This window comes from Holdemania massiliensis (assembly GCF_022440805.1).
GTDB classification, from domain to species: Bacteria; Bacillota_I; Bacilli_A; order Erysipelotrichales; family Erysipelotrichaceae; genus Holdemania; species Holdemania massiliensis_A.
Genome location: NZ_JAKNTK010000001.1, coordinates 3,516,404 through 3,529,239, shown reverse-complemented (window position 1 = coordinate 3,529,239; position 12,836 = coordinate 3,516,404). Strand labels below are relative to the sequence as shown.

Sequence of the window (12,836 nt, the reverse complement as noted above, 5' to 3'; positions counted from 1 at the left end):
AATTCTGTCATTCAAAATCTTATATGAAAAGAAAACGCCGAGATTATTCCCGGCGTTTAACAATGTTCAGCTGGTACAGTTCAGGATGCAGATACAGTTCATCGAAGTCAAAAATTTGTCCGCTTTTCATGTAAACAGTATTGGCAATTTTGATGATCGGCATCTTCGGATCGCAGCGCAGGATTTCCGCAATGTATTCAGGGGGAAAGATCGCTGAGATATTCTGGTAGTCACAGTCGATATCGTAACCTTTTTTTTCAGCATAGTCATATTTTGAGGATTCCAGAATCTTAATCGACATATCCGGATGCAGATCGACAGCCATATAAGTGCGCTCAAACATAATCGGAACATCGTCTGCCATACGTGTGCGTTCAATATAATAAATTCGGTCTTCCGGCCGGATGCCCAGAATCCGCGCTACGGTTTTGCCTGCCGTAGTGACAGAAAAGGTATTGACAATGGAACTTGGAATTTTGCCCATATCCCGCATATCATCACTGAAGCTTTTGATCAGCGGGGTACGCTGAATGACGTTGGGTTTGGCGACGAAGGAACCGCTGCCTTGGTTGCGGTAAATATAACCTTTCGTAGTCAGATTGCCTAAAGCCTGACGGACGGTAACGCGTGATACGTTGTATTCTTTGGATAATTCGGCTTCGGTGGGAAGCAGATCATCAGTGACGTAAACACCACTGTTGATTTTATCAATTAAATCGTTCTCAATTTGTTTGTAACGTGGGATGCGTGTTTGTTTTGCAGCTGCCATGAATTTCACCTTCTGGGCCAATCATAGCATATTTGTATTACTATATCAAGAAAGAAAGGGGTTTAATATAATACAAATTTACAAAATATGCATTATTTTTCCAAAAAACGCAAAATTTGTATTGATAAGTTAAGATAATGATAATACAATGATAATGGCAATAAACCTGAAGAGGTTTATGAGAAATAGGGAGGAAAAACTTATGTCTTTAATTCAGGCACTTCTGATAGGCATCTTTGCTTATCTCGGCCGAAACCAGGTACCGTGGCTGTTTGGCACGACTGGCGGATTCTACTGTGTTGGCAGACCCCTGGTGGCTGGCGCCATCGTCGGTTTGATTTTGGGGGACGTCACCACCGGCGTATTGTGCGGCGTTGCCGTTCAGGCTATGTATCTGGGTCAGATTGTTGCCGGCGGTGCGATGCCATCGGATGTCAACTATGCGGCGTTCATCGGTATTCCGTTAGCGATGGTGGCCGGCGGCGGTGCGGAAGCGGCGATTGCCCTGGCGATTCCATTAGGCGCTTTGGGAACCGCAATGCATAACTTCACGATGACTGTCAACTCGTACTGGGTACACCAGGGCGACAAGTGTGCGGAACAGGGCAACGTTTCGGGTATTGCCCGCAACAATCTGTGCGGTACAATTCTGCATTTGGTTGAACGGGTTACCGTTGTCACCATTGCCTGCTACTTCGGCGCTCCGGCTGCGGAAGCAATCTTACATGCTCTGCCGCCAATCGTTCTGCAATTCCTGCAGGTTGCCGGCAAGATGCTTCCGGCTCTGGGCTTCGCGCTGCTGCTGAAGCAGATCGTTGCCGAAAAGTGGATGATCGTTCTGTTCTTAATGGGCTGGATCATTACCCAGGCTACAGGCATGACCACAACGGCACTGACCATCATGGCTGTCGGCGTTGCGCTGCTGTTTGTTATGGCTAAATATAACGGAGCCAGTGCTGGCGCTTCCACAGATGAAGGAGGAGATTACGATGAGTAAGAAACTGGACCGCAAGGACGTTAAGAACGCCGCATGGACGTGGATGTTCTTCCACCACTGCGCGCAGAACTTTGAACGTATGCAGGGTTTGGCCTTCTGCCATACGATGTCGAAACCTTTGGAAAAATTATATGGAGATAATCCGGAAGAATTAAAAGCCGCATTGACTCGGCATATGCAGTTCTTCAACACAGAACCGCAGTTAGGCAGCGTTATTCCAGGCATCACCATCGCCTTGGAAGAAGCCAGAGCCAATGGCGGAGAAGTCGATGCTGAACTGATCATGGGTACTAAAAATGCCTTGATGGGTCCGTTTGCCGGTATCGGCGATTCGATCTTAATGGGGACGTACAGCCCGATCCTGCTTTCGATCGCAATTGGTCTGTCAACCGGCGGTTCCCCGATCGGTGCAATCTTCTTTGTCATTGCTTGGCTGGGTACGGTCATTCCATTAAAATATTTCATGTTCATGAAGGGTTATGACTTAGGTATGGATGCCGTCAAGCTGTTAATGAATAAGGAAATCAAAGATAAGATTACGACTGCTCTGACCATGGTTGGTCTGATCGTTATCGGCGGCGTCGCTTCCACAACGGTTGCGGCTCCGATTAAATTTGTCTTCACCGCGGGCGAAATGACCGTTTCCATTCAGGAAATCCTGAACAAGATCATGCCGACACTGGTACCGATGCTGGTCACCGTGGGCTGCTGGCTGATGGCTGACCGCAAGGGCTGGAACAGCAACAAGCTGATTCTGGGCATCCTGGGTCTGGCTGCCGTCATGGTTCTGTTAGGCATTATGTAATTCAAAAACAGTCAGGCGTGAATACGCCTGTCTGTTTCATCAGAAAATGACGGTTCATTCTCTGATGAAACAGAAGTAAAATAAAAGCGATACGAAAAAACGGGAGGAAAAAACGCATGGCTTATAAGATTCTTTGGACGGATATGCACAGCAACATTCATCATGAACAGATGAACGAATTGCCGCAGTGGTTTGATCAGGTACAAAAGACAATGGATTTCTGGCCGATTGCCTATTATCCTTATACAATGCGTAAGGATGAAACCGGCTTGGGTGTAGAAGATCGATATCCGCTGGATGTGATTGAAAAGGACTGGGAAATTCTGCGTCAATTTACTGATCAGGTCAATGCCGAAGGTTTCCCGATGTTTATGGGATATGAATGGCAGGGAGCTGGTCAGGATGGCGATCACAATGTCTTCTGCAAGGACAACCTGCAGAAAATGGAATATCCGCTGCGCTATGCGGATTTAGTGAAAGCGTATGCCGGCAAGGACGTCATTGGCATTCCGCATCATCTGGCTTATCAGTTAGAGAATCGCGGCAAGAACTGGGCAACGCATGACGAAAGCTTCTCGCCGTTTGTGGAAATCTATTCTTCCCATGGCAGCAGTGAAAACGACAATGGGCCGATTGAAATGACCCGCCATGTCCACATGGGCCCGCGGACGGGAGAAACCTGTGTTGAACGCGGTTGGGAAAAGGGTTACAAATTTGGTGTTATCGCTTCCGGCGACAATCATTCTGCCCCATGTGTCTACGGTTTCGGCTACATGGCTTGTCTGGCTGAGGACAACACCAAGGAAGCGATTTGGGACGCGATGCAGAAACGTCATACCTATGGCGTATCTAAGGATAAGATTGAGATTCGGATGCAGGTTGACGGCCGGATGATGGGTGATGTGATCGAACCGAATCAGGAAGCCAAGCTTTCTCTGGATGTGATCGGCAGCGATGCGATTGACCGCATCGAAGTGATCGAAGACAATCAGGTCGTGGAAATGATTCCGCACACCTCGACCTGGGAACGGCTGCCGCTGGGCGATACGATCCGCTTTAAGTTCAAAGTGGAATTCGGCTGGGGCCCTGACCGCCGGATTTTCCCGGATATCGCTTCCCGTCAATGGCAGGGAGCGTTGGAAGTGCCGCAAGGCAAGCTGCTGAGCATTGAAAAGTGCTGGAGCAACTTTGGCCAGGATCTGCATGATGTGACGGACAACCGCTGCGAATTTGATTTAACAACCTACAAGACAACGGCGACCGGCAAGTGGATGGGTCCTTCGGCAGTCACGACGGAAGGCTTTATCTTTGAAGTCGAAACGCAAAAGGACGGAATGGTCATTCTGACTGTCGACGGCGTGGAATATCCGTTAGCCGTGGCAGATCTGCTTAAGACTTCGCGGGTTGTCGAACTGGAAGAAGAAGCCCGTCAGTTGGTTAAAGATCGCTTCCAGTTCACAGACTATTATCGAACCGACCCATGGTGGCATAACGCGTATAAATTCAAAATCGGTCAGGCTGTACCGGAAAGCGGCTACCATGTGCAGCTGGAAAGAACACTGGATTTGAGCGAGGTCCAGAATCTGCGCTTACGGATCTGGGAAAGAAACGGAGGATGCGCCTGGACAAGCCCGGTCTTTGTTGAAAAGAAGGGAGAATAGGCATGAATATTCTGTATATCCATACGCATGACAGCGGACGGATGTTAAGTCCTTATGGGGCTGCGGCGCCGACGGACAACTTACTGGCCTTTGCGAAGGAGGCGGCGGTGTTCACGCAGGCCTACTGCGCCGGGCCGACCTGTTCGCCAAGCCGGGCAGCCTTGCTGACGGGCACCTATCCGCACCAAAACGGGATGCTGGGCCTGGCGCAGCGGGGCTTTGGATTAAATGATTACCAACGTCATCTGGCGCAGTTTCTGGGCCGGAACGGCTATCACACCGTCCTGTGCGGGATTCAGCATGAATCCGGCTGGTATCTGGATGGGGAAGCGCCGGGGAAACTGGGCTATCATGAAGTGCTGACCGCGTCCGCGGATGCCTATAAAAAAGAAGACCTGCATCGGTGGGACGGGGAAAATGCGGATCGCGTATGCCAATGGCTGAAACAGGCCAATCCGGAGGAACCGTTCTTCCTAAGCTATGGCATGCACAGCACGCATCGGCCGTATCCGCTTGAGATTTGTGAGGTGGTGGATGAACGCTATGTGCGCCCGCCGTTTCCCATTGATGACAATGAGGAAACACGGCATGATCAGGCGCAGTTTCTGACTTCTGCCTATTACATGGATCAGAATTTCGGCAAGGTGATTGCCCAGTTAAAGGCAAGCGGCTTACTGGAAAAGACGATTGTGCTGTTTACGACGGATCATGGCGTCGCGCTGCCGTTTAATAAATGCAATCTGACGGACAGCGGCATCGGGGTTTCGCTGATCATGCGTGTCCCTCACGCTGTGGCGAATGGACAAGTGATCGACGCTCTGGTTTCGCACGTCGATGTACTGCCGACCTTATGCGATCTGTTAAAGTTGGAAAAACCGGACTATCTGGAAGGCACCTCGTTTGCGGAAGTGTTTGATGATGTGAGTGCTGAGCCGATTTCTGAGATTTTTGCCGAAGTGAATTTTCACACCAGCTATGAGCCGATCCGCTGCGTGCGTACACGCCGGTATAAATACATTCGGTACTATGATGAAAGCTGGACAAAGCTGAATCTGTCGAACATGGATTCTTCCCTTTCCAAGGATTTCTATATGCGTCACGATTTAGCTCAGCAGCAGAAGCCGATGGAAGCCCTGTATGACTGTTACTATGATCCCGATGAACGACAGAATCTGGCGCAGGACTTGCGGTATCAGGAAATTCTGGAAGAAATGCGCAAAAAACTTCGGGAATTCCAGCTTCGGACACACGATCCCATTTTGGATGGAGAACTGGAAATGAAGCCGACGTATAAGGTCAATAAAAAGGAATGCATCAATGCTTCAAGCAAAGAGCCGCAGGATTACGATCCGCGCGGACGGTGGCAGTAAACGGACAGAAAAATCTTTAAATTGAAATCCATCTCTCTTAAGTACGCAGCGGTAAATCGCTGTTGGAAAAGGGGAGATTTTTTCAATGTAGAAGAAAAATTTTGAAAAGTGGTCAGTTTAGGATGAAAATATAATTGAAAAGTCATACGTTAACCGGCTTAAAATCATTGAAAAGTCATGAAATTGATTCTATGCTTATCTGGAAACACAGAATATTCAATGCGTTCGAGATATTCAGTCTGAGATCCATGGATCTTATGCTGCGGATGAAGCGGATCTTTTGATTCCATGATTTCAGAGTTTTGGTTACAAATAAAGAAATGCCGGAAAAAGTATGAATCAGATCAGATTAAGTATGAATTCCAAATGAATTCCAGGGAGAGCAGACATGCAAGTTGAATTAAAATTAGCCAAGCAAACAGAGGCCGCTGAAATTTTGGCCCTGCAGAAAATCGCTTTCAGTGGTATGCTTCAACGTTATCAGGATTATGATACCAGTCCGGCCAATCAAACGTTGGAACAAATGCAGCAGCGATGTTCACAGAAGGATCGCAAGTATTATTTTATTGATGTCAACGGCATTCACGTGGGCGTCCTCAGCGTGACAGACAGGAAAGACGGAAGTCTGAAACGGTTGTCGCCGATTTTTGTTTTGCCTGAGTTTCAGGGACATGGATATGCTCAGGAAGCAATTCGACAGATTGAAAAGATCTATGGCGAACAGGGTTGGGAATTGGATACCATTTTACAGGAAGCGAAGCTTGCCTATCTTTATGAAAAAATGGGATACAAGAAAACCGGAAAAACACGGGTGGTCAATTCGCGTATGACCTTGGTTTTCTATGAGAAATGATCCGCAGAAATACTATTTGTGTAAACATCAATCGATCAAGAAGCAAGCGCTTATTCATCGCTCAATTCAGCTGTAAAAAAGCCATCCGGTTTTAAACCTGGATGGCTTTTTGCAGGGCTATCGCTTTATAACAGGGAACAATCCTTGACGGGAGAACGAGTTTCCAATTCATCACGGAGATGGATGAGGTTAGTGACTGCCGGGTTCAAGGGTGAAGGAAACCGTATAGGATTGATTCTGTTGGATCTGGTATTGTTTTAAGGGTTCAGCGCCCCAGCTGCCATTCCCCAATCCCCGCTGAACGGCATCCAGATGAAGCAGCGGCTGGGTTAACGCTTTGGCATCCTTGAGATGAGCGGCTTGGGACAGTGACAGTTCATCCCAGGTCAGAATGTTCATGCCCACTGGTTCGCTGAACGTGAGCTTCAATGTATCTTTTTCACCAAGCAGAGTCAGACTGCGGACATCCGTGCGGTTGCCGCTGTCCTGCGGCTTTAACAATTGATCATTATAGAAGTCCGTAATCTTTTGTGTCCATTGACCCAGACGGGAACCCGTGTTTCGGTCAACGTAGTTTTCCTCCGGGCCTTTTCCAACATAACGAATCTGTTCGACAGAAGAATCCAGGTTTAAGGTCAGACCTGCGCGGGCGACAGGACCGATCTTTTTCTCGGAAGGGACTTTCATCGTCATGGATACGCAGATTGTTCCGTTTCCATCAATCACGATTTTCGTTTCCACTAGGGTATCAAACTCGTTGATCGTGCCTTCAGCTGTGAGCGTAAGCTGGCTCACTGCCCCGTTTTCTTCCGTTTTCTGGATCGTGGGTGTCTTGTAAACGACGGCTTTGCCCGCCTGCCTTACCGCTTCAGAAAACTGCGGATCCCCGGAAGTTACAGCCCGGTAGAACGAAGGCTGCGGACCGCCTGTGAGAAAGGACTTTTGATCAAGGCGGTAGGATTCGATTTCCATCGCGGCAGGATTCAGAAAAATTTCAAAGCTCTGATTCTGATCGCTTTGTCCTTTGAGGACAAGTTTATCATTTTCTTCCGTTATGCTTAAAGCTGAGGTGGAAGCAGGGGAAGCCAGCGGCTTCGCTTTCTGCAGAACCCATTGCTCAAAGGCTAAACTATCACCCTGCCGGCCGCCGTAAGCATTCGCCCAAAGCTGATCCTGTTGGTACTTGACAAGAACTTCCAATACAATTTCGGCGTTTTCATCCCATTTTGGAAGCTCAACCTTCAATGTTTTGGAGTCAGCCGGGGCAATTTTCTTTTGTGCATCGCTTAGCAGCGCCTGATGAAACAGCTGGCCATTTTGATAAAAGTTCAGTTCCACGATGAATTCATCGAGATTCGTTGCCAAAAAATCATTGATGAGCGTTAACTGAGAAGTGGAAGCCTCATAGAGAAACCGCACGTCCTGCTGGACTTTCTTGACTTCCTGCAGCTCGGCGCTCGGCGTACGGTCCGCGTTTACCAGCCCATTGCCGCAGAAATCTCCGTCGTTCAGCGGTGTTTGCCAATCGCTGCCGTAACCGTAGAAAAACTGGCCTGTCGCTGGATCGCCGGTCAGGATGGTCTGATCGATGAAATCCCAGATAAAGCCACCCTGCAGGTGCGGATAAGTACGGAATACTTCAAAGTATTCCTCCAGGTTGGCGACGCCGTTGCCCATCGCGTGGATGTATTCGGACTGGAAAAAAGCGTTCTTGTTTTTCCGGGCGTAATCCTTGAGCTGATCCAGTGTCCAGTATTGACTGCTGGCGACGTCAACCATCGACGTTTCGCGGGTCTGGCCAATCCGGTTATCGCGCTCATAAACTCGCAGCCGACTCGGATCCCGCTGCAAAATCCACATCGAGGTGTTGTAGAACGGATAGTTTTCATTCATTTCATATTCCTTGTAGGTGGACTCGTTGCCCAGCGACCAGAACAGCACGCTGGCATGATTTTTATCTCGTTCCACCATACTGACAGTCCGATCCATAATCAAACCGTTATACAGCGGATTGTTGCCCGGAACACCCAGTTCTTTCTCGCCGATGTGGGATTCAATGTTGGCTTCATCGACGACGATCAGTCCCAGTTCATCCGCTATGTCATAGGTCAGCGGATGATTCGGATAATGGGAAGTGCGGAAAGCATTGATGTTGTAAGCTTTCATCAATTTCAGATCCGCTGCGATCTCCTGCGCGCTCAATGCCCGGCCCTTGACCGGATCGGTTTCATGGCGGTTGACGCCTTTCAGCATGAGTGATTTTCCATTCAGCAGAATCTGTTGAACCCCATCCTGGGTTTCAATCTGAATCTTGCGGAAGCCGATCCGCTGACAGACACTTTCCACTATTTCACCTTCGGGATTTTTCAGCGTGGCGATCAGCTGAAACAGCTGCGGCTTATCCGGTGACCACAATTTCGGATCATCGACGCTGAAGCTTGCCGAAAGCCGGGTTCCGGTTTGATTCTCTGTGGTTTCCAACACGGATAAATCCGGACTGTTTACAACCAGCGGCTGATCCAGGATGGACGTTCCCTGATCCAGCAGGTTGAGCTCCAGCGTCCAGCCGGATTGGATCTCGGCTGACAGATTGCGCAGATCGACGTCGACCTGCACCTGCGCCTGATCGTAATTCTCAGACAGCTCGCTCTGGACAAAAAGATCGCGGATTTCCACATCCTCCCGGCCGATCAGCGTCACATCGCGGAAAATGCCGGACAAGCGGATAAAATCCTGATTTTCAAAATAACTGCCGTCCGACCAGCGGTAAACCTCAACTGCGATCGTATTGGTTCCCTCTTTTAAATAGGGTGTAACGTTAAATTCTGCCGGTGTATAGCTGTCCTCGCTGTAACCGATCTGTTGGCCGTTGATATAGACATAAAACGCCGACTCCACGCCTTCAAAACGCAGAAAGATATGTTTGTTCCGCAGGCCTTCATCGAGGGTGAATTCCCGTTTGTAATGACCGACGCTGTTGAAGGCGGTGGCGGCGACCGGCTGCCCCTGCGCTCCATATTGGATGGCTTCATAGTTCAGCCATGGGTAGATCTGATTGACATAGATCGGTGGTTCATAACGAAACTGACCATTTTCATCCCACTGCGTCTGAATATTGGACGGGACTTCCATTGTATCCCAATCCGAAGTATCCCAGTCTTCCCAATACCATTGGGCATCGTAGCCGGCAAGATTTTTTAAGCGGTCGGTCGGTTTGGCGGCATAATAGAATGCCCAGGTTCCGTTGAGCGACTGAATCCGCTCAGAAGTGGAAGCGTCCAGCTCATCCAGGGCACTGATTTCCGCTGATAGCGCCTGTTGAGCTGTAGGATAAGGCGTCAGTGAAGCGCGGGCAGGTTCACGGTGAAGCTGCCAGATTTCCATCTGATCGTACCATTCTTCCCCGGCAAAGGAAGTATCTGTCGGCAACGGCTCAATACTTGGCCGCGGTGTCCCTTCCGGTTCTGTAAACTGATCAATTTTTGACGAACAGCCGCCCAGAATCAGACAGCTGAATAATAAAACAGCGATGATTTTTTTCATGAAAACCTCCTGAAGCTTATCCTCACTATATCATAATTCACACGCCGAGAAAACGGCAGGGCTGGCCAAAGCTCTAAAAACGGACTTTCTCCTATAGGGAAACTTTTGTAAAAAGCAGAAGTTGACAGCGGGCAGGCTGCATTTTTCCAGCTTTTGAGCTACAATAAGGATCATTGAGGAGAGTGGATATGAAAGAAACATTAGTACAGCTTCGGCAGGTGATGGAACAGAAACAAGTCGATCTCGTCTTGATTCCGTCATCCGATTTTCATGGCAGTGAATACATTGGCGATTATTTTAAAGCCCGGGCCTGGATGTCTGGTTTTACCGGTTCAGCGGGGACTTTAGTCGTGACACGCGATCAGGCTGGGTTGTGGACCGACGGCCGTTACTTTATTCAGGCAGAGCGGCAGTTGGATGGATCCGGGATTACCTTATATAAAATGGGACAGGAAGGCGTTATCGATTTTCCTCAGTTCATCGTGGATCAAATGCCGCAGGGCGGCTGTCTGGCTTACGATGGCCGCATGGTCAGCGCGACAATGGGGCGTGAACTGGAAGCGGCCTTGGCAAAGAAACAGGCGCGGATTATTAATGAGGATCTAGTGGATCTGATCTGGAAAGATCGTCCAGCACTGTCAGAGGCTCAAGCCGTGCTTTTAGATGAGCGTTACAGTGGACAGTCAACAACGGATAAGTTAACAGAAATCCGCGCGATCATGAAAGCGGAAGGAGCACAGGTCTTGTTGATCTCGGCCTTGGATGACATTGCCTGGCTGTTTAATCTGCGCGGCACAGATGTGCAGTATAATCCTGTCGTTCTGGCCTACGGCTGGCTGACGCAGGATCAGGCCGTGCTGTATCTTGACACCCGCAAGTTGTCGGATCCGGATAAGCTGCAGCTGCAGAAGCAGAACATTGAAATCCGCGCGTATGAGACTTTTTATTTGGATGTGGCTGAGCTGAAGGATCAAAACGTATGGGCCGATCCGCAGAAGCTCAATGATGCGATTATCCGGGCTATTCCTCAATCCTGCACCCGGATTGAAAAGACCAGCCCGATCAGTCTGAAAAAAGCGATTAAGAATTCAATTGAAATAGAAAATCTGCGCGCTTCACATCTAAAAGACGGAATCGCGGTGACCAAGCTGATGTACTGGCTGAAGACCCGTGTCGGCAAGGAAGCGATGAGCGAATGTTCAATTCAGGAAAAGCTGCATCAGCTGCGCGCTCAGCAGGAGGGCTTTTTAGAAGAAAGCTTCGGCACGATCTGCGCTTACAAGGCCAATGCCGCGATGATGCATTACAGTGCTGATCCTGAGCAGGATGTGCCGGTGGACGCCGACGGTCTGCTTTTGATCGACTCCGGTGGTCAGTATTGGGAAGGAACGACCGACATCACCCGAACTTTTGCGCTGGGGCCGATTTCTTCGGAAATCAAGAAAGTGTATACGACGGTACTGCAGGGGATGCTGAACCTGTCGGAAGCCCGGTTTTTATACGGCTGCAGCGGCATCAATCTGGATATTCTGGCACGGGGGCCAGTGTGGCAGCTGAATCTGGATTATCAATGCGGCACCGGCCATGGCGTAGGCTATCTGCTCAACGTGCACGAAGGGCCACATGGCATTCGCTGGAAGCGGACAGCGGCCTTAAGCGAGATGCAGCAGCTGGAAGCCGGAATGGTCGTCACGGATGAACCGGGTGTTTATGTTGAAGGACAATACGGTATTCGGATAGAAAACGAGCTGATCGTCAAATTGGGTGAGAAGAATTTCTATGGCCAGTTTATGGAATTTGAAACGACGACGCTGGCGCCGATTGATCTGGACGCCGTCGATCCAGAGATTCTGACGCCTTCTGCACGGGAAGCCCTGAACCGGTATCACCAACGGGTACGCAAGGCTCTGACACCCTATTTGACAACCGAGGAAGCCGCATGGCTGAAAGACGCTGCGCGGTCGATTTAAGCAGGGAGAGCGTTCAGCCTCAGCCGGTGGCGATGGTTTGTCTGGATCTGGATGGAACTTTATTCAACCGCAGCAAGCAGATCGGCCAGCTGAGCCGCCGCCAGATCCAACGGTGTCTGGATCAGGGAATTGAGGTGGCTGTTGTGTCTGGCCGGGCCTTTCAATTTGCCTACAAGACAGCTCAGCTGATTGACCCGCGGGTCGCAGTGATCGGCTTTGTCGGTGCTTACCGTCATTTCCGCGGCCAGTCGGAGGGGGAAGCGATTCCCCAAGGGGCCTTGATGATGCTGCTGAAGCGGCTGAAAGCGGAGAACTGCTGCACCTTCATGAAGCAGCTGAACACGATTTGGTGCAGTCATGCCGATCAGCTGACCACGGATTATGTCGCCTATACGGCAGATCTGCCTGCGGAACACCGGCTGAGTTATTATCCGAGCCAGGACCTGGAAGCCGTCGCTGCCCAGAATCCAAAGCCTGTCTATAAACTGCTGATTCGGGCTCAAGGCAAAACAGAGCGGATTGCCGACCAGCTGCGCAATGTTGAAGGCGTGCGGCTGTTTGTCTACCCTTATGGCGATATCGAAGTGATCAGCGCCAAGGCGGATAAAGGGATGGCTATTCGGCAGGCAGCGAAGCAGCTTGGGATGGATCCGGCACGGATTTTAGGCATTGGTGACAGCATCAATGATCTGCCGATGTTTGAAGGCTGTGGTCTGCGCGTTGCGATGGCGAATGCCGCCGATCAGGTGAAAGCACAGGCTGATTATATTACGCTGAGCAATGAGGAGGACGGTGTAGGCGAAGCTCTGCGCCGGTTGGTTTTGTAACCGCTCTGTTTCTTGCAAAGAATCAAATGAATAGAAAGAAC

The 12,836-nt window shown here is 49.7% G+C and carries 9 protein-coding genes; 7 read left to right on the top strand and 2 right to left on the bottom strand.

The genetic code is table 11. The annotated features are described in order from the left end of the window. Positions 1–43: 43 nt before the first annotated feature. Entirely contained in the window at positions 44–769 is a 726-nt protein-coding gene (locus MCG46_RS16290; protein ID WP_240280914.1) for a GntR family transcriptional regulator, read from the bottom strand. 202 nt (positions 770–971) lie between these two features. Here MCG46_RS16290 and MCG46_RS16285 point away from each other — a divergent pair, with 202 nt between their 5' ends. The 5 genes from MCG46_RS16285 to MCG46_RS16265 all read left to right on the top strand — a co-directional run bounded on the left by MCG46_RS16285 (position 972) and on the right by MCG46_RS16265 (position 6,455). After that, positions 972–1,766, top strand: a complete 795-nt coding sequence (locus tag MCG46_RS16285; protein WP_240280913.1) for a PTS mannose/fructose/sorbose/N-acetylgalactosamine transporter subunit IIC — start codon at positions 972–974, stop codon at positions 1,764–1,766. After that, positions 1,759–2,571 (top strand): PTS system mannose/fructose/sorbose family transporter subunit IID, encoded by an 813-nt coding sequence (locus MCG46_RS16280; RefSeq protein WP_240280912.1) that lies wholly within the window; start codon positions 1,759–1,761, stop codon positions 2,569–2,571. Before MCG46_RS16285 ends, MCG46_RS16280 begins: the two co-directional genes overlap by 8 nt. Positions 2,572–2,687: 116 nt before the next feature. Beyond that, on the top strand, positions 2,688–4,232 hold the full coding sequence (locus tag MCG46_RS16275; protein ID WP_240280911.1) for a DUF3604 domain-containing protein: 1,545 nt from the start codon (positions 2,688–2,690) through the stop codon (positions 4,230–4,232). A 2-nt stretch (positions 4,233–4,234) separates the two neighbouring features. Next, the gene (locus tag MCG46_RS16270; protein ID WP_240280910.1) at positions 4,235–5,602 is read left to right on the top strand and encodes a sulfatase family protein; all 1,368 of its coding nucleotides are present in this window, start codon (positions 4,235–4,237) and stop codon (positions 5,600–5,602) included. Between the two features lie 388 nt (positions 5,603–5,990). Then, the gene (locus MCG46_RS16265) at positions 5,991–6,455 is read left to right on the top strand and encodes a GNAT family N-acetyltransferase (protein ID WP_240280909.1); all 465 of its coding nucleotides are present in this window, start codon (positions 5,991–5,993) and stop codon (positions 6,453–6,455) included. Between the two features lie 189 nt (positions 6,456–6,644). Here MCG46_RS16265 and MCG46_RS16260 read toward each other — a convergent pair whose 3' ends face one another. Further along, entirely contained in the window at positions 6,645–9,998 is a 3,354-nt protein-coding gene (locus tag MCG46_RS16260) for a glycoside hydrolase family 2 TIM barrel-domain containing protein (protein ID WP_240280908.1), read from the bottom strand. Between the two features lie 188 nt (positions 9,999–10,186). Here MCG46_RS16260 and MCG46_RS16255 point away from each other — a divergent pair, with 188 nt between their 5' ends. Together MCG46_RS16255 and MCG46_RS16250 are read left to right on the top strand one after the other, a co-directional pair. Next, positions 10,187–11,968: an aminopeptidase P family protein gene (locus tag MCG46_RS16255; protein WP_240280907.1), complete on the top strand. Its 1,782-nt coding sequence runs from the start codon at positions 10,187–10,189 to the stop codon at positions 11,966–11,968. Beyond that, positions 11,938–12,795: an HAD family hydrolase gene (locus MCG46_RS16250; RefSeq protein ID WP_240280906.1), complete on the top strand. Its 858-nt coding sequence runs from the start codon at positions 11,938–11,940 to the stop codon at positions 12,793–12,795. Before MCG46_RS16255 ends, MCG46_RS16250 begins: the two co-directional genes overlap by 31 nt. The last annotated feature ends 41 nt before the right edge of the window (positions 12,796–12,836 follow it).

Bases quoted from the DNA above. Each gene is read 5' to 3' on its own strand.
- MCG46_RS16290 (WP_240280914.1), bottom strand. From the start codon at position 769: ATGGCAGCTGCAAAACAAACACGCATCCCACGTTACAAACAAATTGAG.
- MCG46_RS16285 (WP_240280913.1), top strand. From the start codon at position 972: ATGTCTTTAATTCAGGCACTTCTGATAGGCATCTTTGCTTATCTCGGC.
- MCG46_RS16280 (WP_240280912.1), top strand. From the start codon at position 1,759: ATGAGTAAGAAACTGGACCGCAAGGACGTTAAGAACGCCGCATGGACG.
- MCG46_RS16275 (WP_240280911.1), top strand. From the start codon at position 2,688: ATGGCTTATAAGATTCTTTGGACGGATATGCACAGCAACATTCATCAT.
- MCG46_RS16270 (WP_240280910.1), top strand. From the start codon at position 4,235: ATGAATATTCTGTATATCCATACGCATGACAGCGGACGGATGTTAAGT.
- MCG46_RS16265 (WP_240280909.1), top strand. From the start codon at position 5,991: ATGCAAGTTGAATTAAAATTAGCCAAGCAAACAGAGGCCGCTGAAATT.
- MCG46_RS16260 (WP_240280908.1), bottom strand. From the start codon at position 9,998: ATGAAAAAAATCATCGCTGTTTTATTATTCAGCTGTCTGATTCTGGGC.
- MCG46_RS16255 (WP_240280907.1), top strand. From the start codon at position 10,187: ATGAAAGAAACATTAGTACAGCTTCGGCAGGTGATGGAACAGAAACAA.
- MCG46_RS16250 (WP_240280906.1), top strand. From the start codon at position 11,938: ATGGCTGAAAGACGCTGCGCGGTCGATTTAAGCAGGGAGAGCGTTCAG.